This window comes from Pedobacter sp. FW305-3-2-15-E-R2A2 (genome assembly GCF_038446955.1).
In the GTDB taxonomy this organism is placed as follows: Bacteria; Bacteroidota; Bacteroidia; order Sphingobacteriales; family Sphingobacteriaceae; genus Pedobacter.
The window spans coordinates 7,301,195-7,322,810 of sequence record NZ_CP151803.1; the positions used below are offsets into that span (position 1 = coordinate 7,301,195).

The 21,616-nt window shown below is 40.8% G+C and carries 19 protein-coding genes and 1 tRNA gene; 11 read left to right on the top strand and 9 right to left on the bottom strand.

The genetic code is table 11. From position 1 onward, the window contains the following. The first annotated feature begins 80 nt into the window (after positions 1 to 80). From argB to AAFF35_RS29815, 3 genes are read left to right on the top strand one after another with little or no spacing between them, the layout of a single operon-like run. A complete protein-coding gene (argB, locus tag AAFF35_RS29805) occupies positions 81 to 869 on the top strand; it encodes an acetylglutamate kinase (protein WP_342330091.1) in 789 nt (262 codons plus the stop codon). A 47-nt stretch (positions 870 to 916) separates the two neighbouring features. Beyond that, on the top strand, positions 917 to 1,735 hold the full coding sequence (proC, locus tag AAFF35_RS29810; protein ID WP_342330092.1) for a pyrroline-5-carboxylate reductase: 819 nt from the start codon (positions 917 to 919) through the stop codon (positions 1,733 to 1,735). Between the two features lie 6 nt (positions 1,736 to 1,741). Beyond that, positions 1,742 to 2,809 (top strand): M20 family metallo-hydrolase, encoded by a 1,068-nt coding sequence (locus AAFF35_RS29815; RefSeq protein WP_342330093.1) that lies wholly within the window; start codon positions 1,742 to 1,744, stop codon positions 2,807 to 2,809. Positions 2,810 to 2,863: 54 nt separating this feature from the next. Here AAFF35_RS29815 and AAFF35_RS29820 read toward each other — a convergent pair whose 3' ends face one another. After that, positions 2,864 to 5,764 carry a prolyl oligopeptidase family serine peptidase gene (locus AAFF35_RS29820; RefSeq protein WP_342330094.1) on the bottom strand — a complete coding sequence of 967 codons (2,901 nt, stop codon included), beginning with the start codon at positions 5,762 to 5,764 and terminating at the stop codon, positions 2,864 to 2,866. A 184-nt stretch (positions 5,765 to 5,948) separates the two neighbouring features. On the opposite strand from AAFF35_RS29820, the gene argH reads away from it, so the two are divergent. Next, a complete protein-coding gene (gene argH / locus AAFF35_RS29825) occupies positions 5,949 to 7,280 on the top strand; it encodes an argininosuccinate lyase (protein WP_342330095.1) in 1,332 nt (443 codons plus the stop codon). Positions 7,281 to 7,306: 26 nt separating this feature from the next. Next, positions 7,307 to 8,560: an aminotransferase class I/II-fold pyridoxal phosphate-dependent enzyme gene (locus AAFF35_RS29830; protein WP_342330096.1), complete on the top strand. Its 1,254-nt coding sequence runs from the start codon at positions 7,307 to 7,309 to the stop codon at positions 8,558 to 8,560. Between the two features lie 59 nt (positions 8,561 to 8,619). Here the strand turns inward: AAFF35_RS29830 and AAFF35_RS29835 are convergent, their stop codons facing one another. Beyond that, a complete protein-coding gene (locus AAFF35_RS29835) occupies positions 8,620 to 10,200 on the bottom strand; it encodes a peptide chain release factor 3 (protein WP_342330097.1) in 1,581 nt (526 codons plus the stop codon). 116 nt (positions 10,201 to 10,316) lie between these two features. Further along, on the bottom strand, positions 10,317 to 11,726 hold the full coding sequence (locus AAFF35_RS29840; RefSeq protein ID WP_342330098.1) for a DUF6600 domain-containing protein: 1,410 nt from the start codon (positions 11,724 to 11,726) through the stop codon (positions 10,317 to 10,319). A 296-nt stretch (positions 11,727 to 12,022) separates the two neighbouring features. On the opposite strand from AAFF35_RS29840, the gene AAFF35_RS29845 reads away from it, so the two are divergent. Continuing rightward, the gene (locus AAFF35_RS29845) at positions 12,023 to 12,736 is read left to right on the top strand and encodes an SAM-dependent methyltransferase (protein ID WP_124585937.1); all 714 of its coding nucleotides are present in this window, start codon (positions 12,023 to 12,025) and stop codon (positions 12,734 to 12,736) included. Here AAFF35_RS29845 and nadD read toward each other — a convergent pair. Genes nadD through AAFF35_RS29860 form a run of 3 tightly spaced genes read right to left on the bottom strand, consistent with a single transcriptional unit; the run spans position 12,733 to position 14,749 of the window. Then, positions 12,733 to 13,305, bottom strand: coding sequence for a nicotinate (nicotinamide) nucleotide adenylyltransferase (nadD, locus tag AAFF35_RS29850; RefSeq protein ID WP_342330099.1), 573 nt, complete (start codon positions 13,303 to 13,305; stop codon positions 12,733 to 12,735). The genes AAFF35_RS29845 and nadD overlap by 4 nt on opposite strands. A 1-nt stretch (position 13,306) precedes the next feature. After that, positions 13,307 to 13,879 carry a guanylate kinase gene (gene gmk, locus AAFF35_RS29855; RefSeq protein ID WP_342330100.1) on the bottom strand — a complete coding sequence of 191 codons (573 nt, stop codon included), beginning with the start codon at positions 13,877 to 13,879 and terminating at the stop codon, positions 13,307 to 13,309. Positions 13,880 to 13,885: 6 nt separating this feature from the next. Next, on the bottom strand, positions 13,886 to 14,749 hold the full coding sequence (locus AAFF35_RS29860; protein ID WP_342333388.1) for a YicC/YloC family endoribonuclease: 864 nt from the start codon (positions 14,747 to 14,749) through the stop codon (positions 13,886 to 13,888). Positions 14,750 to 14,992: 243 nt separating this feature from the next. On the opposite strand from AAFF35_RS29860, the gene AAFF35_RS29865 reads away from it, so the two are divergent. Then, entirely contained in the window at positions 14,993 to 15,706 is a 714-nt protein-coding gene (locus AAFF35_RS29865; RefSeq protein ID WP_342330101.1) for a hypothetical protein, read from the top strand. A gap of 5 nt (positions 15,707 to 15,711) precedes the next feature. Here AAFF35_RS29865 and rnc read toward each other — a convergent pair whose 3' ends face one another. From rnc to AAFF35_RS29880, 3 genes are read right to left on the bottom strand one after another with little or no spacing between them, the layout of a single operon-like run. Beyond that, entirely contained in the window at positions 15,712 to 16,440 is a 729-nt protein-coding gene (gene rnc / locus AAFF35_RS29870; protein WP_199757128.1) for a ribonuclease III, read from the bottom strand. Positions 16,441 to 16,500: 60 nt separating this feature from the next. Beyond that, on the bottom strand, positions 16,501 to 17,754 hold the full coding sequence (fabF, locus tag AAFF35_RS29875) for a beta-ketoacyl-ACP synthase II (RefSeq protein ID WP_074611305.1): 1,254 nt from the start codon (positions 17,752 to 17,754) through the stop codon (positions 16,501 to 16,503). A 28-nt stretch (positions 17,755 to 17,782) separates the two neighbouring features. After that, positions 17,783 to 18,019 (bottom strand): acyl carrier protein, encoded by a 237-nt coding sequence (locus AAFF35_RS29880; RefSeq protein WP_008241990.1) that lies wholly within the window; start codon positions 18,017 to 18,019, stop codon positions 17,783 to 17,785. A 158-nt stretch (positions 18,020 to 18,177) separates the two neighbouring features. Between AAFF35_RS29880 and AAFF35_RS29885 the strand changes: the two genes are divergently transcribed. The 4 genes from AAFF35_RS29885 (at position 18,178) to AAFF35_RS29900 (ending at position 21,602) form a co-directional block, all read left to right on the top strand. Beyond that, positions 18,178 to 18,597 (top strand): IPExxxVDY family protein, encoded by a 420-nt coding sequence (locus tag AAFF35_RS29885; protein WP_342330103.1) that lies wholly within the window; start codon positions 18,178 to 18,180, stop codon positions 18,595 to 18,597. A gap of 139 nt (positions 18,598 to 18,736) precedes the next feature. Then, entirely contained in the window at positions 18,737 to 20,167 is a 1,431-nt protein-coding gene (gene pyk, locus AAFF35_RS29890) for a pyruvate kinase (protein WP_074611303.1), read from the top strand. A gap of 47 nt (positions 20,168 to 20,214) precedes the next feature. Beyond that, a tRNA-Ser gene (locus AAFF35_RS29895) sits at positions 20,215 to 20,302 on the top strand. Between the two features lie 601 nt (positions 20,303 to 20,903). Continuing rightward, complete coding sequence (locus AAFF35_RS29900; protein ID WP_342330104.1) at positions 20,904 to 21,602, top strand: hypothetical protein; 699 nt, start codon at positions 20,904 to 20,906, stop codon at positions 21,600 to 21,602. Positions 21,603 to 21,616 lie beyond the last annotated feature (14 nt).

Consider the following 21,616-nt stretch of genomic DNA (forward strand, 5'->3'; position numbering starts at 1 on the left):
ACAGGATGCCGGATTAAAACCAGCATCCTTTTTTGTTATACCTGAAGTTCCTGATTGAACTTTTTGAAGAAATTTAGAAAATGAAGAGATTAAGTGTAATTAAAATCGGCGGTAATGTAATTGACAATTCAGAGAAACTACATCAGTTTTTGCTGGATTTTAAGGCCCTTCCGGGAGATAAGATTTTAATTCACGGCGGTGGAAAGATTGCGACAGAAATTGGCGTTTCTCTTGGAGTTGAAGCTAAAATGGTGGATGGACGCCGGATTACTGATATTGAAACCCTGAGAATCGTCACGATGGTTTACGCCGGTTTGATCAACAAAAATATGGTCGCTCAGTTACAGGCAAAAGGCTGTAATGCGATTGGTTTGACTGGTGCCGACGGGAACATCATTAAAGCGGTTAAACGCCCCGTAAAGGAGATTGACTACGGTTTTGTAGGTGACCTGGATGAGGCCTCGGTTTCTTCAACTACGTTAGACAGTTTGCTCCTTGCGGGATTGACACCCGTTTTGTGTGCGATTACCCACGACGGCGATAGTCAGCTTTTAAATACCAATGCAGATACCATTGCTTCTGCAGTGGCAGTCGCCATGTCTTCCTTATATGAGACTGTACTGGTCTACTGCTTTGAGAAAAGAGGAGTCATGAGGGATGTGGAAGATGACAATTCTCTTGTTCCTGAAATCCGGATGACGGAATTTGAAGGACTAAAGCAGGAGGGAGTAGTTTCAGGAGGAATGATCCCTAAATTACACAATGCCTTTGAGGCGATAAAGAGCGGCGTTTCTGCCGTATATATTGGTAAAGCAGATGAACTGCCACAAATTAATGAGCAGGGTTTTGGAACAAGACTCATCATTTAATTACCTTTGAATACCACCCGATCAATCACAACCAAACCATATAGAAGATGAAACAGTTTAAAGGCAACATCGCCATTTTAGGAAGCGGAAATATTGGCATTTCTTTAGCCAAGGGATTAGTTAAAGCTGATTATGCTTTGCCCGGTCAGATTCGTCTAACCAGAAGAAATATTGCCAATCTAAGCCCCTTTGCTGAACAAGGTTTTGGTGTGAGTAATGATAATGCTGCGGTTGTTGCCGCTGCAGATGTCATTGTTCTTGCCGTGTTGCCGCAACAGCTGAATCAGCTGTTGGAACAGATTCGTCCGGTTGTAGACCTCAACAAACATCTTTTCATCTCCGTTGCTTCCGGTGTCAGCTGTGCAGACATCAGAAATAAACTGGGAGAAGAGATACAGGTGATCAGGGCGATGCCCAATACGGCGATTGCCATTGGCCAGTCGATGACCTGTATCGCCACAGACAATGCTTCTTCTGAATATATGGAAGAGGTGACGAGAATGTTCGAAACCGTAGGCTCAGTGGTAAAGATCAACGAAGACCTGATGACTTCAGCAACGGCTTTATGTGCCTGCGGAATTGCCTTTTTCTTACGCGCGATCAGAGCGGCTTCACAAGGTGGGGTAGAGATTGGTTTTCATGCAGATGAAGCCCTAAAAATGGCGGTTCAGACCGCTAAAGGAGCTGCAGATCTGCTTTTACAGATGCAATCCCATCCTGAACAGGAAATAGATAAAGTAACTTCGCCGAAAGGCTGTACCATTGCCGGATTAAATGAGATGGAGCATAATGGATTTAGTTCCTCCCTGATCAAAGGCATCAAGCTATCGGCAACAAAAGCCGGTGCTTTATATACCAAAGAATAAAAAATTATGATAGAACAACTGCAAAAAGATAGTTTAGAACTGTTGAAACAACTGATTAGCATCTCTTCCTTTAGTAAAGAAGAAGACAAAACCGCTGATGTGATTGAACAGTTTTTGCAGCAACGTAATATAAAGACCCATCGTAAGCTTAACAACATCTGGGCTTACAATTTGCATTTTGACGCCAAAAAGCCAACCATGCTTTTAAATTCGCATCACGATACGGTAAAGCCAAATTCAGGCTATACACGCGATCCTTACGCGCCAACTATTGAGGATGGTAAATTGTATGGATTGGGGAGTAATGATGCAGGAGGATGTCTTGTTTCGCTTATAGCGACCTTTCTTTACTTCTATGAGCAGAAAGGTTTAAGTTATAACATTTGTCTGGCCACTACAGCAGAAGAGGAAATCTCCGGAAATAACGGATTGGAATGTGTACTTCCTGATCTTGGAGAACTGGAGTTTGCGATTGTTGGAGAACCAACTTTAATGAATCTTGCCATCGCTGAACGCGGTTTGTTGGTTTTAGATTGTGTCTCTACCGGAAAAGCAGGCCATGCGGCACGCGAAGAAGGAGACAATGCCATTTATAAGGCTTTGAAAGATATAGAATGGTTCCGCAATTATCGTTTTTCCAAGGTTTCGGAAATGTTCGGTCCTTTGAAAATGTCGGTGACGATTATCAATGCAGGTTCTCAGCATAATGTCGTTCCGGCAACTTGTAATTTCACGGTAGATGTCCGGGTAACAGACGCGTATACGAATGAGGAAGTTTTAAAAATTATCCGGACGAATGTAGATTGCGAGGTTACACCACGCTCTATCCGTTTGAAGCCTTCTTCTATTGATAAAACACATGCGCTGGTACAGTCAGGCATCGCCTTAGGAAGGACTACTTATGGTTCTCCTACGACTTCAGACCAGGCTTTATTGAGCATTCCATCGTTAAAAGTAGGTCCTGGAGATTCTGCACGTTCTCATATGGCAGATGAATATGTTTTTGTAAATGAAATTGAAGAAGGAATTCAGCTCTATATTGAAATGTTAAAACCCGTAGTTAACGGGAAGTAAGGTTAATTCCATAAGTTAAAAAGGCGGCTGATCTTTAAGATCAGCCGCCTTTTTTTATTGTTCTTCTACTTTTTCAAAAGCTCTTGCTTCCAGGTGTTTTTCCATATCTAAACGGTTCACTCCTTTTGACCACCATTCCGGTGCGGGCTTATCTTTTAACATGTAATCAAAATATTCCATCATCCGGACGGCGTAGTCCTTCCGGTTAGGTAATTTGGCAATACCATGGTTTTCGCCACGATAAGTGATCATCACCACTGGTTTATTCAGTCTTCTCAGGCCGTTGTAGTATTCAATTCCTTGAGTATAATCCACTGCACCATCTTTATCATTGTGTAACAGCAACAATGGTGTCTGTACTTTTTTGATGTGGTAGACGGGAGAGTTGCGGGCAAAGGCATCCCAGTTATCCCAGTAACCTGGTGTTAACCTACCCTGACTGGATTCGAAGATGGCCTGATTCGTGCCTCCGCTGTTCCAGTAGATCAGGCTGTACATACTGATCATATTGGTCAATGGCGCACCTGCTGCTGCGGCTTTAAAAATATTGGTTTGCGTAATCAGGAATGAGGTTTGGTATCCTCCCCAGGAGTGCCCGTGAATGGCTACCCGTTTTTCGTCTACAATGCCTGTTGCAATGGCTGCTTTTACTGCAGGAACAACGCAGGCTACAGCAGACATTCCAGGATCATTCAGTTTGTATTTGATATCCGGCATCAATACCGCATAACCATTACTGGTGTACATCGCCTTGTTAAATCCTCCGCCAGGGAATCCAGGCATGGAATAGAAATTCAACTCATCGGTCAGGCGTTCATAGATATAGGTGATCGTAGGATAACTTTTTCCTTCCTGATAATTTGCAGGAAGGTATAGCGCAGCCTGCAAGGAATCTCCGTTTGCGCTGACATAGTTGATCAGCTTTACGCCTGTAGACCAGGCATATTTTTCCTGATCAGGAGTGTTTTTAGTGATTTGCTTAGGGTTAGACAGGTTGGCCGTAGTGCTGGCATACATCTCTGGTGATTTTTCATTGTTCTGTTTGGCATAAACGAACACATTGCCCTCACTTGCTTTCTGGAAGGCACCATAAGCATTGTCGTCCATAAATAAAGGCCTGATGTTGGTCTTTCCTGCCTCCAATACCGCAATTCCTGCTTTTTTAGTGCTGGAATTAAAAATGGTAAAATATTGGTCTTTGCTTAGGTCCGTTCCCTTGTCTTTAGGGTAAATGGAGAATTTGGACTGTACTTCCTGTTTCTTGCTTTTCCAGTTATCAGAAAGGGCAGTTACATTTTTGCCGTCCGCACTGATGCGCCAAAGGTCATAATTGTCTTTAATGAGGACATATTTAGAGTCTGATGACCAGCCAAAATTCGGTGTGGATGGCTTGACGGTATTATGGTCGTCCAGTTCATCTACAAAAGAAGCCTTAATTTTTTCGGTCAGGTTATATTGTTGTAAGGTTTCCAGGTTGATGCTGTAAAATGCACCGTCTTTGTTAAAACTTGCCCATTTGCCGTTTGGAGCAAAACTGAGTGAACCTCTTCCTGAGGTATAAAATTTCTCAAAAATGCGTTTCCTGGCTCCCGTTTTTAGGTTGATGAGGTAGATGTCCGTATAACTTTGTCCGTCGAGGTTTCCCGCCAATTCATAGCTGGAATTGTCGTAGCCAATGGCATATAGGTTTTGTGGGGCAACAACGACGTTTTTTAAACTGCTGTCGGCCAGTTGACTGAACTTTTGATCTGAGATGCGGTAGGAACTTAGGAAACTGTAATTTTTGTCTCTCATTTCCTGGGTTTGTTGTGCAGATTGAAGGCGTTTGTCCTGCCAGTTCCAGATGATCATATCTGGTTTTTCTATATCGGCTTTAGCTGCGGGTTTTGCGTCTGTTTTAGCATCCGCTTTCCCTTCGGCCTTTCCTTTTGCCAGGCTATCGGTTTTTACCTGAGGTTTTCCTTTTTCTGCTGCTTTATCTTTTGAGGTGCTGTCGGCTTTCTTCTCCTGGATGTTGATTCCAAAGAACAAGCTGCCCTGATCTTCGGACCAGTAAGGAGTTCCATTTCCATTGATTCCCATGTTTTTTGGGAAGTTTTTTAGGCCGATACCTGCGTAAGAAACTTTATTGCTTTGTTCTCCTGCAATCTTATTGATCCCGATTACGGTAAAGACATCTTCTTTATACTGCTCGTTTTTATTGGATTTGAGCAGGGCAAAAGCATCTCCGTTTTCATTCCAGTTGATGCTTTTATAATTGGCTTTGTCATTTTCCAGTGCAGTGATGATGCCGGTTTTCATGTCTCTGATAAAAATGCCGTTCCCGTTCTGTCCGTTTGCATCAATGGTATAAGCAAGAATGTTTCCCGCCTTATTGAAGGCATACTCCGCTACATTGCCCAGATTATAGCTTTTTTTAGTACTCAACTGGTATAACAAAAGATCGGTCCCTTTTGCAGCATCTTTATCTTTTGAGGCAGTTTCCGGAGCTGTAAATTGTATGGCCAACCATTCTGAGGACTCTCCGGAGAAACTGAATGTTTTTACTTTTTCAAAAGTGACTTTCTGATTTCCAGGTAAAGACACCAGAACCAATTGATCATAAAGCGGTTTCATGGTTTTTTTTGCCGCTTTTACTTCTGATTCTTTAGCCGAGACTTTAAAGGCCAGATATTTGGAATCTTTAGCATAGACGACTGTAGATGGATTTGCTCCGATAGGATAGCTAAAATTTGTGGTGTCGGAGATCTTACGGATCACCGTTTGAAGATCACCTTCGGTAGGACCTTTTGCCCAGGACAACCATTGGCCGTTGGGTGACAGCGCATAGGTGTTGCTTCTGATAGAGTTCCATTTGGAAACATCTTTCCAGCTCAATGCTGGTTTTTGCTGCGCATGAACGCTTGCTGCAAGCGGTAAAAGCAAGAGCAAGAGCGAATATCTGATGCTGTTCATATATAAGTTTGTGGATTTTTTGCTAAAATATTGATTTAGTTGAATATATTTTGATTATAACAGGAATATTATGCAATGTGGTTGCATTTGATGCTCTTGCTGGTTTATCCTTCATTCTATCGTAATTATTGTATTTTTGCAAAATACCTTTAGCCCTCAAAAGGCCTAAACAATAGATTGATAAATGAAGATTTGGCAAAAAAACGTAGACGTAAATAAAGATATAGAGACTTTTACCGTAGGCAAAGACAGGGAGCTGGATTTGCAAATGGCAGCTTTTGATGTTTTAGGCTCTTTAGCCCATGTAGAAATGCTGGAAAGTATTGGACTGTTAACCGCTGAAGAGCTGGTATCGATTCAAAAAGAACTCAAAAATATTTATGCGGATATTGAAGCAGGAAGATTTACCATTGAGGATACGGTAGAAGATGTACACTCACAGGTAGAATGGTTGCTGACACAGCGCATTGGTGATGCAGGTAAAAAAATCCATAGCGGACGTTCCCGTAATGACCAGGTTTTGGTGGATCTGAAACTTTACTTCAGAAGTTGTATCGAAGAAATGGTTGGAAATACAACGGTTCTTTTTACGCAACTGATTGAGCTGAGCAATACCCATAAAGATAAATTGCTTCCGGGATATACGCACCTTCAGATTGCCATGCCTTCGTCTTTTGGACTATGGTTCGGGGCTTATGCAGAGAGCCTTGTGGATGATATGGAACTGATGCTGGCGGCTTATAAGATTTGCAATAAGAATCCTTTAGGTTCTGCTGCGGGTTATGGCTCTTCTTTCCCTTTAAACAGGACGATGACCACCCAGTTACTAGGCTTTGAAAATTTAAATTATAATGTGGTTTATGCACAGATGGGCAGGGGGAAAACAGAACGTATCCTTGGACAGGCGATGTCGTCGGTTGCTGCTTCCTTAGCCAAAATGGCGATGGATGTTTGCCTGTTTATCAATCAGAACTTTGGATTTATCAGCTTTCCGGACGAACTGACAACCGGATCGAGCATCATGCCGCATAAAAAGAATCCTGATGTTTTCGAACTCATCCGTTCCAGGTGTAACAAAATTCAGGCTTTACCGAATGAAATTGCCATGATGACCACCAATTTGCCTTCGGGTTATCACCGTGACCTGCAATTGTTGAAAGAAAACCTTTTCCCTGCAATCACATCGTTGAATGAATGCCTGGAAATGACCGCCTATATGTTGCAGCACATCAGGATTAAGGACGATATTCTGGCGGATAAAAAATATGCTTACCTGTTTAGCGTTGAAGTAGTGAATGAGCTTGCTTTAAAGGGAATCCCTTTTAGAGAAGCCTATAAAATTGTTGGTGAAACGATAGAGAACGGTACTTTCTCTCCTTCAACTAAAGTGAATCATACCCACGAGGGAAGTATTGGGAATCTATGTAATCCGGAGATTGAAGGGATGATGGAAGAAATTCTTTCGCAGTTTAAATTTGAGAAAACCACCGCTGCAATTGAAAGATTGCTGGCTTAATCAATTAATAAATAAAAATCAAAAAAATGAATGTATCAGTATTAGCAAACACGCTTATCGGCTCGGAAATCATTAAAATTGGAAACGAAGTAAATGAACTGAAGCGAAAGGGCGCGGAGATTGCCAATCTGACCATCGGTGATTTTGATCCTTCAATTTTTCCTATTCCGGCAGAATTGAGAGATGAAATTATTGATGCTTATCATCATAACCATACCAATTATCCTCCTGCAGATGGTATTTTAGCTTTACGTGAGACGGTGGTAGAAGTTTTGAAAAACAGATACGCGCTTTCTTATATCACACAGGATATTTTGGTAGCCGGCGGTTCACGTCCGCTAATCTATGCAACGTATCTGGCGCTGGTGGATCCCGGAGATAAGGTGATTTACCCTGCACCATCATGGAATAACAACCATTACTGTCACCTTTCTTCTGCGAAAGGAATCGCGGTAGAAACGACAGTGGAGAATAATTTTATGCCAACTGGGGCACAGCTAAAACCTTATTTAAAAGGAGCAACGTTGCTGGCCCTGTGTTCTCCTTTGAACCCTACAGGAACAATGTTCAGTAAGGAGCAACTGGAAGAAATCTGTGATTTGGTGATCGAAGAGAATGAATGCAGGGGAGTGGATGAGAAACCATTATACATCATGTATGATCAGATCTACTCTTTGCTGACTTTTGGAAAAGAACACATCAACCCGGTCAGTTTACGTCCGGAACTGAAAGATTATGTCATCTATATTGATGGAATTTCTAAATGTTTATCTGCTACAGGAGTACGTGTAGGATGGGCATTCGGACCTGAAAAGGTGATAGGAAAGATGAAATCTTTATTGGGGCATATCGGAGCCTGGGCACCTAAGGCAGAGCAGGTAGCTGTCGCAAAATATTTTAAAAATAATGAACTGGTAGATCAGTTTTTGAATGCCTTTAAAAGTCAGGTTCAGGAAAGTCTGGATACGCTGTACAATGGTTTTCAGCAATTAAAAGCGGAAGGCTTTGCAGTAGATGCAGTGGTTCCCATGGGCGCAATTTACCTGACGCTTAAGATCGATTATATCGGTAAGACTACTCCTTCGGGAGACTTGTTGAAAAACAGTGCAGATGTTAATTTTTACCTGATCAAGGAAGCACAGACGGCTTTGGTTCCGTTCTCGGCTTTTGGTACGGATGAATCTGTTGCCTGGTTCCGCGCATCGGTTGGTGGATGTTCTCTGAGCGATATTCAGAAAATGATTCCAAGAATAAAGGAGGCATTGAGCAAGTTGAAATAAATAAGTTTATCTTAATAAAAAAAAAGGCTGCCAGATCTTAGATCTGGCAGCCTTTTTTTTTATTTAAACTCTGAAGTTTTGTGGAACTGAATGTCCGGATAATCACGCATGGTCATATTGATCATGAAATCATTATCGGCAAGGAATACCGGATTGCCATCCTTATCTTCCCCTATATGTTGTTGTTTCCGTTTCAGGAACTCTTCCAATTTCTTTTTGTCTGTTGATGTTACCCAGTTAGATCTGCCATAGCTTAGCGTGCGGAAATGCGCTTTTGCGCCGTATTCATGCTCCAGACGGAATGCAATTACTTCAAATTGAAGTTCACCCACCGCACCAATAATTTTACGGTTACCCGGCTGGGCGGTGAACAATTGAGCAACACCTTCTTCTGTGAGCTGTTGTATGCCTTTTTCCAGCTGTTTTGTACGAAGTGGATCTCTGTTCTCTACTTCTTTAAATATTTCAGGAGAGAAGCTAGGAATGCCTTTAAATTGCAACTGTTCTCCTTCTGTAAGGGTATCGCCGATTTTAAAGTTTCCACTATCATATAATCCGACTACATCTCCCGGCCAGGCTTCTTCAACGATACTTTTCTCGTTGGCCATGAAATCCATTGGATTGGAGAATTTAAGTTTTTTATTCTGACGGGTATGGAAATAGAATTTATTACGCTCAAATTTACCGGAGCAGATCCTCAAAAAGGCGATACGGTCGCGGTGTTTAGGATCTAAGTTGGCATGGATTTTAAATACAAATCCTGTAAAGTTTTTCTCATTTACCAATACTTCACGTTGTTCTGCTTCCCTGCTTTTTGGGCTTGGTGCGATTTGAACGAAAGTATCCAGCAGTTCTTTAATCCCGAAGTTATTGATGGCACTGCCAAAAAACACCGGTGCAAGTAATCCTTCGGTATACATGCTTTTATCAATCTGACCATATACACCGTCTACCAGTTCCAGGTCGGACTTTAGTCCATCCAGTTCTTTTGGTTTCAGAAAATTGGTCAGATTCGGGTCATTCAGGTCGCTAACCTCAATAACAGGAGCACTGATTTTTGTTTTATCCGCCTCAAAAAGGTTCAGGTGCTTGTTGTAGATGCTGTATACTCCTTTAAAAGTATGTCCCTGACCTATTGGCCAGGAAAGCGGGCAAAGGCTGATGTTCAGTTTGCTTTCGATCTCGTCAAGCAGGTCAAAAGCGTCTTTTCCTTCCCGGTCCATCTTATTGATAAAGATAATTACCGGGGTATTTCGCATTCTGCAGACTGCCATTAATTTTTCGGTCTGCTCTTCGACCCCCTTTACACAGTCGACCACCAGAATTACGCTGTCTACCGCAGATAAAGTACGGTAGGTATCTTCAGCAAAATCCTTGTGACCAGGAGTATCCAATATGTTGATGCGTTTGCCGCTGTATTCAAAGCCCATTACAGAAGTAGCTACGGAGATTCCACGCTGCTTCTCAATTTCCATAAAATCGGAAGTATTGCTTTGGTTGGCCTTGTTACGTTTAACCGCTCCGGCCGTATTTATTGCTCCTCCGAAGAGTAAAAACTTTTCTGTAAGCGTAGTTTTACCTGCATCGGGGTGACTGATAATAGCGAATGTTTTTCGTTTTTCTATTTCTGGGTGAATCATAAAGAATTAAGCCTGTTGTGCTTGATGAGGCTGCAAAGATAATTATAATATATAAAAGAGGGCTAAAAAGAAAAACCGGCCATCTGATGGCCGGTTTTTTATAACTGAGCTGGGAATTAACCCCTTCCTGATCTTGAAGATCTTCCATTTTCGGATCCACTGCCCCTGCCTTCAGAGCGGGTCGGAGGTGCACTTTGTCGTTCCTGCCTTTCCATTCTCTGTGGCTGGGCCTGAGGTTGTGAACGCTCCTGTCTTTCCATCCTTTGAGGTTGTGGCTGAGGTTGAGGACGCTCTTGTCTAACCTGAGGCTCTGCTCTTCTTTCTTCACGTTGAGGTCTTGCCTGTGGTTGCACCGGCATGGGTTGAGGAGCCGGTTGTGTTTGAGGCGTTGGTTGCGATCTTTCCTGGCGGTTCTCTCTGGAGCTGCCTCGGTCAGGTCTTACCGGCATTATTTCGGTATTCCTCTCAGCCGGGTTTCCAAATCGGTTGTTTTCTCTGGTTGCCCTTCCCTCAGTTCTGTTTCCAGCATTGTTCTCTCTTGACGGATTGTTATCCCTTGATGGGTTGGCTATCCCTTCGCGGTTGTTTGTTCTTTCCGCACGGTTATTATTCGCTGGATTTCTTCCTTCAAATGTGCCACGGTCTGGTCTTCCACTGCGATCTCCGATGGTATTTCTATCAATACCTGTGGTTCCTCGATCTGATCTTGAGCCACGGTCAGCTGCTACCGAGCCATTTGGTCTGGTCAGGTTCGCGTCTCCACGAACCGCATCTCTTGGCCCTTGCACGTTTCCGCGATCTGCTCTGGAGCTTCTTGGGTTGTAAATATTCAGGTCATTACCTCTGAGTTCAGTTCTACCGGATCTGCTGGTTCTGTTTACGTTATAAATCTGAACATCACCTCTGGTTGCACGTCTTACATCGTCAACTCTTGGTCCGGTATAATAAGTACGTCTGTTTCTTTCGTAGGTATTATTGATGATCGTTGTATTGTGAATAATGGTCACGTTTCTACGGGAATAATACCTTGGGAAACTATCATAATAGATATTACGTTGAGGAATAAACACCCACCAATTGTCCGGAATTCCGAAATTGATATTTATGTTGATACTTGGTCCCATTGGAGCCCATCCATAATAGCCACCGCCACTTCTCCAGCTTACCCATGCAGGTCCCCAAACGGTATCAGGAATCCAGATCCATTGTCTGTAGCGGTTATATACCCATCTTCCATAGTGGAAAGGGGCCCATCCCCAGTCGTAATTGGATACCCAGGTATTGCCATATTCTGTCATTGCCCATCGTCCGTTGCTATAATAAGGTCTGAAATCGTCTTGCTCTACATCTGGTCTCCATACGTATCCGTATTGAGGATCCTGAATCCAGGTGCCATAGGGGGAAAGCTCATCATAGAAGGATTGGAGCGAAATGTCGTCGTCTTGTGCCATAACGCGCTGTGCGGTTCCGGTCATCAGGAGCATAAGCCCCAGCACAATTGCCGGTAATTTGATTAAATTTTTCATTTGTGTGTGTTTAATTTACCTAACGCTTTTTATATAACAATTTGAGTTCCAAAGAATGATAAAAGTTTAAACTGCTTTAGGAATATTACATTACGATTATGCGATCTTGCATAATTATATTGGTTTAAGAGCGGGATATGCCGATATTTAATCTGTTGGCGAATACGTAATTTACGCAAAATTTTTTTAAAACTTTCTAGTTTTGACGTTATATTCTGGTTCTGAAGGAATATTAAATGTGTTGAGTTGCTCTTTCCAGGAAATTATTTTCTTCTTTTGTAAACAAAACAAAATTTATGCAAAAAGGCACTTTATTCCTTATCCCCGTTCCTCTGGCAGAAAATGCTGCCCAGAAATCTTTTACACCTTTTTTAGGCGACACCATCAATGCAATAGATACTTATATCGTTGAGAATGAAAAAACAGCCAGAAAGTTTTTAAAAGAAGCCGGGTTGAAGTTGCCGCAGAGCGAGCTGCTGATCCATGATTACGGGAAACACCAGCGGAACGCTTCATTGGCTCCCTATTTTAAAGAGCTGAATGCGGGTAAAGATGTTGGATTAATGAGCGAAGCCGGATGTCCGGGAGTAGCAGATCCTGGTGCGGAAGTCGTTGCTGAAGCACATAGAAGAGGGATTAAAGTCGTGCCGCTGGTTGGGCCAAGTTCGATCTTACTGGCATTAATGGCTTCAGGATTCAATGGACAGAGCTTTACTTTCCATGGTTATCTACCCATTGATAAAGTGGAGCGCGGAAAGCGCATCAAAGAATTGGAGCAACAGTCTTTAGCCAAAAAACAAACGCAGTTATTTATAGAAACACCCTTCAGAAACAATCATTTACTGGAAGATGTATTGAAGAACTGTTCTCCTCAGGCTATGCTTTGTGTAGCTTGTAACATCAATGCAGAGGAAGAATACATCAAGACACAATCTGTGGCACTTTGGAGAAAAGAGCGGATTGACCTGCATAAAAAACCAGCTATATTTTTGCTTTACAGACCTTCTTAGCGGTACATATTTTTATTGTCCATAAAAGCCAGAACTTTATCCGGCACAAAATATTGAACATTTCTTCCTTCCTTTAAGGCTTTACGGATAAAGGTGGAAGAAATGTCCATTTGTGGTGTTTCTGTGATCGTAATTGCCGGATGATTTTCCCATTCAGTCAGGTCAATGCCTGGCCTCGGGTAAACATAGATCTGGTAGTTCTTGAGCAGGACCTCATAATTCTTCCATTTTTTTAACGAAGAGAGATTATCAGCACCCATGATCAGAACGAATTCCTTTCCAGGGTACTTTTCCTGTAGAAAAGCTAAAGTATCTATGGTATAAGATGGCTGAGACAGGCCAAATTCAATATCACTTACTTTAATATGATCGGAGGTTTCTGTGGCTAGTTTGGCCATTTCCAACCTGTCGTACATATTGGTCAGTCCGTTTTTATTCTTTAGCGGGTTATGTGGTGAAACCACCAGCCATACTTCTTTAAGCCCGGTAAAGCCAGCCATATAGTTGGCAATAATCAGGTGACCGATATGGATGGGGTTGAATGAACCAAAGAATAACCCTGTTTTCATTTTACTTGCTGTTGATAAAATCTCCAACCAGTTGTTCTGCTTCTTTGCAGGCAGTTTCCAGTTCGAAGTTTTTAAGGATCACATCAAACTTCTCTGCATAGTTCAACTCTTTTTCCGCCTTTATAAAGCGTTCCTGAAGTTTTTCGTCGCTGTCAGTCCCCCTTCCGGTTAAACGTTCCTTCAGGACCTCTAAAGAGGGCGGCTGAACAAATATAGCCAGGGCATCGTCTTCATATTTACGTTTCAGACGTAAACCGCCTTCCACGTCAATATCAAAAATGACATGTTTTCCGGTATTCCAGATTCTTTCAATCTCCGATCTTAAGGTCCCATAAAAGGTGCCATTGTATACTTCTTCAAATTCCACAAATTCCTGATGGGCTACTTTGTGAAGAAAGTCTTCTTTTGAAATAAAATAATAGTCTTTCTCATGCTCTTCATCACCTCTTGATTCACGGGTGGTGGCTGAAATAGAGAAACTTAATGTCGGAAATTTCTTAAGCAGATGTTTCACGATGGTGGTTTTGCCTGCTCCCGAAGGGGCAGAAAATATAATGAGTTTACCTTGTGTCATGCGTACTTATAAAACGTTTAATAGTTGTTCCTTAATTTTTTCCAGCTCTTCTTTCATCCCTACTACCAATTGTTGTATTTGTGCATCATTTGCTTTAGCACCCATAGTATTGATTTCTCTGCCAATCTCCTGAGAGATGAAACCGAGTTTTTTACCGTTAGCGTCTTTGCTCTTTAAAGTCTCTGTGAAATAATCGCAATGACTTTTCAGGCGTGTTTTTTCTTCGGTAATGTCTAATTTATCAATGTAATAGATCAATTCCTGTTCCAGTCGGTTTTGATCTACATTTATTTTTCCAACATTTTCTTCCAGAAATTGATTTAGTCTTGTCCTGATCTGAGGGATTCTCAGAGGCTCCAGGACTTCTATCTGGGCAAAAAACTGAAGTATGTTTTTAATTCTCAGCTCCAGATCTGTTTTTAAAACATTTCCTTCTGTGTGTCTGAACTGATTGAAGTTCTCCAATGCTTTATTGAAAGTGCTGTATAAAATATCCCAGTCATTTTCATTGACCTCTTCTTCCTGGTAGCTGATGACTTCAGGAAAACTCAATACTGCCTGTAAAAGATTCGTCGAGTTGGCACCCAAATCAACATTAATCGCTTCAAGTTGCTTATAGTACTTACTCAATAAGGCGGCATTGATGGTTGCTCCTTTAAGGTTTTCTTCCCCGCGATCAATATTTATAGAGACGCTGACTTTTCCGCGTTCGATTTCTTTGCTGCATATGTTGCGTAATAACAACTCCTTTTCGGAGAAAGCCCTTGGAAGTTTTAGATTTAGCTCTAAAAACTTGCTGTTTAAAGACTTAATCTCTACTGCAAACTTGATGTTTTCATGATCAGTAGAGGCCAGACCAAAGCCTGTCATTGATTTTATCATGTGCAAAGATATAATTTATTGTTAAAATGATTAAACCTATGTTGCTTAATGATGTACGGAACTTGGCCGACTTTGTTTTTTTTATGCCACATTTAGGTGGGAATTAGAAAAAAGAGGTAACTTTTTCAGGTCTACTTTGTTATGAAAAACAGGGTTCCCGCTATCGTTTTAACTTTTTTTAACTTATTTGATTGGGAAACATTGGTTAAGTTTACAAAAAATCTATATATAATGAAGCCTCATCATCTCATCACATTGGCATTCGGTGTGTTTTTCTTTTCTTTTATGCCCGCTGCTTTCTCCCAAAAGGAGTTTTTACTTAGAGGGGTTGTAAAAGAACGTGGAACAAATAACCGCATACAGTTTGCACAGGTCACCAATAAGCGAAATGGATTTACCGTGTCTACCAGTGACTTGGGCTTATTTCAGATCCGAGCAGTGGTAGGGGATAGTCTTTTAGTGGTAAAAAGTGAGTTTTCCGATGAAGAGGTGGGTGTTTTCACTACAGCAGATGTATCGGTATATTTATCCAGAGGAACGACATTGAGAGAGGTGAATATTAAAGGGCAAACCAAGAAGCAGGAGTTGAATGATGTCAAAAGAGATTTTAAAAGAAGTGGTTCCTTTTATCAGGGAAAACCTCCTGTACTTGCTTATTTTTTCCAGCCGTTAACGGCTTTTTATGAGCTGTTTGGTCGTACTCCTGGAAATGCAAGAAGATTTGGAAGATACTATGACAATGAGATCAAGCAATCGCAGGTAGATGGCTTTTTTAATGAATATCTGATTCAGAATACAGTAGACCTGAAAGGTAAAGATCTCGAAAAGTTTATGTTGGATTACCGACCTGATTATGAAAAATCCAGAAACTGGGCGGAATACGACGCCATAAAATACATTAAGGATTCCTATAAGAAATACACGGATACGCTGAGAAAAAAATAAGAAGTTTAAATGGATAATGCTTCGCAGGCTTTTTCAGCTGCAAGTTTTTCTGCATTCTTTTTATTGTAATCGCGGCCTAAGCCATAGCTTTCTCCTTCCACAACAGCGCTGATGGTAAATAGTTTAGCGCTTTCACCTTCACTGTTTTGTACCATATCAAAAGAAATGTCTTTCCCCTGGCGCTGGCACCACTCGATCAATTTGCTTTTGAAATTGGTTTCAGTGAGTTCCAGCGTGTGGATATCGATATATGGCTTAATGATTCTTTTAAGCAGGAAATCTTTGGTGAAATTATATCCTTTATCCAGATATACTGCCCCTATTAATGCTTCAAAAGCATCGCCAAGCATCGAATGATGTTTGGTTTGGATGTTTACCGCTTTCTGGTCAAAGACCATCAGTTGGTCGAAGCCCATTTTTCTGGCCAGTTGGTTTAAATTTGCCCTGTTTACAATTTTAGAACGCATTTCCGTTAGAAAACCTTCTTCTTTATAGGGATAGCTTTTAAACAATAATTCGGCAATTACAGAGCCCAGAATGGCATCCCCAAGAAATTCAAGACGTTCATTGCTACTTCTGCTTCCGTTCTTCAGAACTTTTGCCACAGATCTGTGCCTGAATGCCATTTTGTATAAAACAGTATTTCCAGGAACAAAGCCTAAAATGTTTTTTAGCTTTTTTATAAAGACCTTATCTGTTGAAAAATAAAGCTTATACAGGTCGAATAATGGCATTAATTGTTACAAAAATTATAGGAGACTAATCAAATAGTCTCCTTATACAGAAACTAATTCTTATTCTTCGTACTTTTTGAATATCACAGATGCATTATGACCGCCGAAACCAAAAGTGTTGCTTTGAGCAGCACGAATGGTTCTTTTTTGTGCCTTGTTGAACGTGAAGTTCAATTTAGGATCAAATTCAGGATCATCAGTAAAGTGATTTATTGTTGGTGGCACTATGTCGTTTTTTACAGCAAGAATTGCAGCAATCGCTTCAATAGCACCTGCAGCACCAAGTAAATGGCCTGTCATTGATTTTGTAGAACTGATGTTTAATTTGTAAGCATCTTCGCCGAACAAATCGACAATTGCCCTGCTCTCAGAGATGTCTCCAAGTGGGGTAGAAGTCCCATGGACGTTGATGTAATCAATGTCTCCGGTCGTTAAACCGGCATCATTCAAGGCATTTGTCATCACCATCTTTGCACCTAGTCCTTGCGGATGGGGCGCGGTAATATGGTTTGCATCTGCACTCATTCCGCCGCCTACTAACTCGGCATAAATTTTAGCACCACGTTTTTTTGCATGTTCCAGTTCTTCCAGGATAATCGTTCCTGCACCTTCACCGGCAACAAATCCATCTCTGTCTTTGTCAAACGGCCTGGAGGCAGTTTTTGGATCATCATTTCTGGTCGAAAGGGCATGCATTGCATTAAATCCTCCGATTCCCGCTTCGTTGATGATGGCTTCAGAACCCCCGCTAATAATGACATCACACATATTCAAGCGAATATAGTTGTAAGCGTCAATCATGGCATTGGTGGAAGAAGCACAAGCAGAAACGGTAGCGAAATTGGGCCCACGTAAACCATATTTTATGGAAATATGGCCAGGGACGATGTCAATGATTACTTTAGGAATAAAGAACGGATTTATACGAGGAGTACCATCGCCTAAAAAGAAGTTCTTCATTTCATCCTGAAATGTTTTAAAACCGCCAATACCAGAACCCCAGATAACGCCTATACGGTTGGTGTCAAGTTGAGAAAAATCAAAATTACCATCCTTTACAGCTTCATCTGTTGCTACTAAAGCGTATTGAACAAATGGATCTAACTTGCGGGCTTCTTTTTTGTCCAAAAAATCTTCAGGATTGAAGTTTTTAAGCTCACATGCAAACTTCGTCTTGAACTTTGATGTGTCAAAACCTGTAATAGGGCCAGCGCCGCTCACGCCATTCAGCAAACCATCCCAGAACTCCGGGATCGTATTGCCAATTGGAGTGAGCGCACCCAACCCTGTAACTACTACTCTTTTTAATTCCATTTATACGGATTATACGGAGACCGTATTTTTACTTAACGTTTTTCTCTAAGTAAGCAATTGCTTGACCAACAGTACCAATAGTTTCAGCCTGATCATCAGGAATCGCTACATTGAATTCTTTTTCGAACTCCATAATAAGTTCTACTGTATCTAAAGAATCCGCACCCAAGTCGTTAGTGAAAGAAGCCTCTGGTGTAACTTCGTTTTCATCCACACCTAATTTTTCAACGATAATAGCCTTAACTCTTGAAGCAATATCAGACATAATGTTTATAATTTAATGGTTAAATAATTCAGTGCAAAGAAAAATAAATATTTACACATTTCAAATGTTTTTATTTCTCTTCCAATTTTAATGTTTTTATTTTGAACATCAATGTAAAATTAGTTTTATAATTTTGTATTTCCTTAAAAAAGCGTGTTTTGAACAAAACTTATTTAAAACTATCCTTAGATCTTGACTTCGTTTTAATCGCTATTACGGCTTCTTTGAAGGATTATGTGCTCTGTCATAAGATCAATACCAGTCTGAATTTTGATTTCGAAAAGATTGACGATCATGAGGTTTACTTCAATATTGATGAGAATCCTTTGGCTTTTTCCAAGTATTATTTTTTTGTTGAACAGGGTGAAATTGAATATTACATCATCAACAACCGAAACGCCGAAGGATTTTTAATTCCTGAAATGAATAAGGTCGATTTTTTTATGATTATTCATCAGTATATTGACAAAGAAGACCTTAATTTTATTCTTGCTGGATTAAATAAACTCGCTGATATTCAGGTAGCTGCGCAGATAGATCCACGTAAATTGAGGTCCCGTGAGAATTTGGTAATGTAAATTTTATATTGAAGGTGTATTAAATACACTATATTTGATTTTACAACATCAGAAAAAAAATATTAATAACCAGACCAACATTGGTTTTTGACATCAAAACCTTCATTTTGTTGGTACATATAAATTTTAAATAACCAAAATGAAACCATTTCATTCTAGAACAAAAATCGTAGCGACGCTCGGTCCTGCTTCAGCTAAACCAGAAGTTTTATTTAGTATGTTTAACGCCGGATTGGACGTATGCAGATTAAATTTTTCACACGGTTCTCAGGCAGATCATCAGGAGGTCCTGGATACCATCCGCAGTCTAAATAAAAAACACAATTATAACGTAGGTATCCTTGCAGATTTACAGGGTCCTAAGATTAGGATTGGAATGGTTAAAGATGGTGGTATTCATTTAGTTAACGGAAATAGAACGGTCATCACAACCAAAGAATGCATCGGTAATGAAGAGCGTATTTACATCACTTATGATACCTTTCCTAAGGATGTAAAAGCAGGTGAAATTATCCTTTTGGATGATGGTAAATTGCAGATGCGTGTGATCGAAACGAACCTTGTTGACGAGGTGGTTTGTGAGATTGTTCATGGTGGAATTCTGACCTCAAGAAAAGGGGTAAATTTGCCAAATACTAAAGTTTCCATCCCTTCACTTACTGTTGAAGACCGTAAAAATTTAGAGTTTGTTCTCGAAAACGATGTAGAATGGATCGGACTTTCTTTTGTTCGTAACGCGGAAGACATTGTAGAACTAAAAGATATCATCAGACAAAGAGGTAAAACTGCCCGTGTAATCGCTAAAATCGAAAAACCTGAGGCAATTGCTAATATTGATGAAATCATCGCAGTCTCAGACGGAATCATGGTTGCCCGTGGTGATCTTGGAGTGGAAATGCCGATGGAAGAAGTTCCATTGTTGCAGAAAATGATCGTTCAGAAATGTAGAGCAGCTTCTAAGCCGGTAATTATTGCAACTCAAATGTTGGAAAGTATGATTACTACACCTAGACCAACACGTGCTGAGGTGAATGATGTGGCCAATTCAGTGCTTGACGGTGCAGATGCAGTGATGCTGAGCGGTGAAACTTCAGTAGGTGAATTCCCTCTGATTGTGATAGAAACGATGCAGAAAATCATTCAGAACATTGAGGTAAACAATTACCCGTTTCACCCGGAAAAGTTCCTTAAACCTAAGTCTGAGAGCTTCCTGAGTGATGCAATTTGCGATACTGCCTGCTTCTTGTCAAAACAAACAAATGCAGTGGGTATTGTATCGATGACTTTAAGTGGATATACTGCTTTTGAAATCTCTAGCCACAGGCCTAAAGCTTTAACTTATATTTTCACAAGTAACCTTGCGCTGTTAAACACAGTGAGCTTACTATGGGGTGTTCAGGGCTTCTATTACGATAAATTTGAAAGTACTGATGAAACCATTCAAGATGTGAATAACCTGCTTAAAAAGCATAAAATGATCAAAAAAGGGGATGTAATTATCAACACGGCGGCCATTCCAATGGAAAGAAAAGGAAAGACCAATATGTTAAAAATTACAGTTATTGATTAAAATGCTGTAGCATTCAATTTTTTTTCTACTTTTGCAATCCGCAAAAAGGAGAGGTGTCCGAGTGGTTGAAGGAGCACGCCTGGAAAGTGTGTATACCTCAAAAGGGTATCGAGGGTTCGAATCCCTCTCTCTCCGCAGATTTAAGCAAAATGCGACGAAAGCGCTTTAAACATTATGTTTAAAGCGCTTTTTGTTTTTCACCTGTAAATTAGCACACAATCTGCTTATTTTTGAATTTGGATCAGGAAAACCAAATCAAAAACCTACTCATAAAATCCTTAAAAAATTCAGCGCTGAGAACTGCATACTCTGCTCTGGCCAGAAAGAAAACCCTTAAAAAAGAGGAACACCTCAGAGAACCTGGAACGGTTTGCCGATATTGTTATTTCATGATCAGTGGTATAGCGAGGGGATATTACCTAAAGGATGGAAAAGACGTAACCACTTCTTTATGCTTCGTCAGTAATTTCCGGAGATCGAAAAAATATGGTTGCTGAGTGTAGAAGCCTATGTCATCTGGCTTGAAGAAAGGTTATATAGCTTGTAGTTTAACGATGCAAAAGAGCGTTACGCCCTGCTCATTAAAAAATATCCGTATATCATCCAAAGGGGTCAATTGGGATATATTGCTTCTTATTTGGGTATCACAAAAGAGACTTTGAGCCGGATTCGCGGGTAATTCTGCTTTTTGACAAATGTCAATTGGCCAATTCCCCTCTCTTTTTACATTTGGCTCATGCAAATAACACAAAGAATCGGTGAACTGGATATTATACGCGGAATCGCCTTATTCGGTATTTTAATTGTGAATATGGGACTTTTTTCCTTTCCTGCCCTGTATACTGATCCCTTGGCTACCTGGCCGGACTGGACCGATCAGCTGGTGGTCATGCTGATCAATTTTGTAGGTGAAGGGAAGTTTATTTCCATGTTTTCCTTTCTGTTCGGACTCGGATTTATGATTTTTATTGCAAGAGCAGAAAAGAAAGAGCAGGGGCCTGTCCGATTGTTTATCCGGCGTTTGTTTATGCTGTTACTGATTGGTCTTGTCCACAGTTATTTCGTTTGGTATGGCGACGTTTTATGTGTTTATAGTATTGCAGGCTTCTTTTTGCTTTTCTTTCGCAACAGCAGGCCTAAAACAGTCCTTATCTGGGCTTTTTCTTTACTATTGGTCCCTGTCCTTTTATTTGTGCTTGCTGGTTTCCTGATTGGTCCGGCATTTTTTGTAGAAGCACCTATATCAGGGAACCCGGCAAAAACAATTACAGCACAGGTTGTGCTTATTTATCAAAAGGGTACGGTTGGGGAGATCTTTTTGCAGAATACTTTCGATGGCATCATTACTAAAATAGGATATTGTTTGATATTGCCTCAGATTTTTGCCATGTTTTTATCTGTTATTTGTGTCCTGTTTTTTACAGCTTTGGATTAGGCCTTTATGGCAAA

What these genes read in the sequence shown, in the direction of transcription:
- AAFF35_RS29840 (WP_342330098.1), bottom strand. Translation starts at nt 11,726, where the DNA reads ATGAAAAATTTAATCAAATTACCGGCAATTGTGCTGGGGCTTATGCTC.
- nadD (WP_342330099.1), bottom strand. Translation starts at nt 13,305, where the DNA reads ATGAAAACAGGGTTATTCTTTGGTTCATTCAACCCCATCCATATCGGT.
- proC (WP_342330092.1), top strand. Translation starts at nt 917, where the DNA reads ATGAAACAGTTTAAAGGCAACATCGCCATTTTAGGAAGCGGAAATATT.
- AAFF35_RS29845 (WP_124585937.1), top strand. Translation starts at nt 12,023, where the DNA reads ATGCAAAAAGGCACTTTATTCCTTATCCCCGTTCCTCTGGCAGAAAAT.
- AAFF35_RS29820 (WP_342330094.1), bottom strand. Translation starts at nt 5,764, where the DNA reads ATGAACAGCATCAGATATTCGCTCTTGCTCTTGCTTTTACCGCTTGCA.
- AAFF35_RS29830 (WP_342330096.1), top strand. Translation starts at nt 7,307, where the DNA reads ATGAATGTATCAGTATTAGCAAACACGCTTATCGGCTCGGAAATCATT.
- argB (WP_342330091.1), top strand. Translation starts at nt 81, where the DNA reads ATGAAGAGATTAAGTGTAATTAAAATCGGCGGTAATGTAATTGACAAT.
- AAFF35_RS29835 (WP_342330097.1), bottom strand. Translation starts at nt 10,200, where the DNA reads ATGATTCACCCAGAAATAGAAAAACGAAAAACATTCGCTATTATCAGT.
- argH (WP_342330095.1), top strand. Translation starts at nt 5,949, where the DNA reads ATGAAGATTTGGCAAAAAAACGTAGACGTAAATAAAGATATAGAGACT.
- AAFF35_RS29880 (WP_008241990.1), bottom strand. Translation starts at nt 18,019, where the DNA reads ATGTCTGATATTGCTTCAAGAGTTAAGGCTATTATCGTTGAAAAATTA.
- fabF (WP_074611305.1), bottom strand. Translation starts at nt 17,754, where the DNA reads ATGGAATTAAAAAGAGTAGTAGTTACAGGGTTGGGTGCGCTCACTCCA.
- AAFF35_RS29900 (WP_342330104.1), top strand. Translation starts at nt 20,904, where the DNA reads ATGCAAATAACACAAAGAATCGGTGAACTGGATATTATACGCGGAATC.
- AAFF35_RS29815 (WP_342330093.1), top strand. Translation starts at nt 1,742, where the DNA reads ATGATAGAACAACTGCAAAAAGATAGTTTAGAACTGTTGAAACAACTG.
- gmk (WP_342330100.1), bottom strand. Translation starts at nt 13,879, where the DNA reads ATGACACAAGGTAAACTCATTATATTTTCTGCCCCTTCGGGAGCAGGC.
- AAFF35_RS29860 (WP_342333388.1), bottom strand. Translation starts at nt 14,749, where the DNA reads ATGACAGGCTTTGGTCTGGCCTCTACTGATCATGAAAACATCAAGTTT.
- rnc (WP_199757128.1), bottom strand. Translation starts at nt 16,440, where the DNA reads ATGCCATTATTCGACCTGTATAAGCTTTATTTTTCAACAGATAAGGTC.
- AAFF35_RS29865 (WP_342330101.1), top strand. Translation starts at nt 14,993, where the DNA reads ATGAAGCCTCATCATCTCATCACATTGGCATTCGGTGTGTTTTTCTTT.
- pyk (WP_074611303.1), top strand. Translation starts at nt 18,737, where the DNA reads ATGAAACCATTTCATTCTAGAACAAAAATCGTAGCGACGCTCGGTCCT.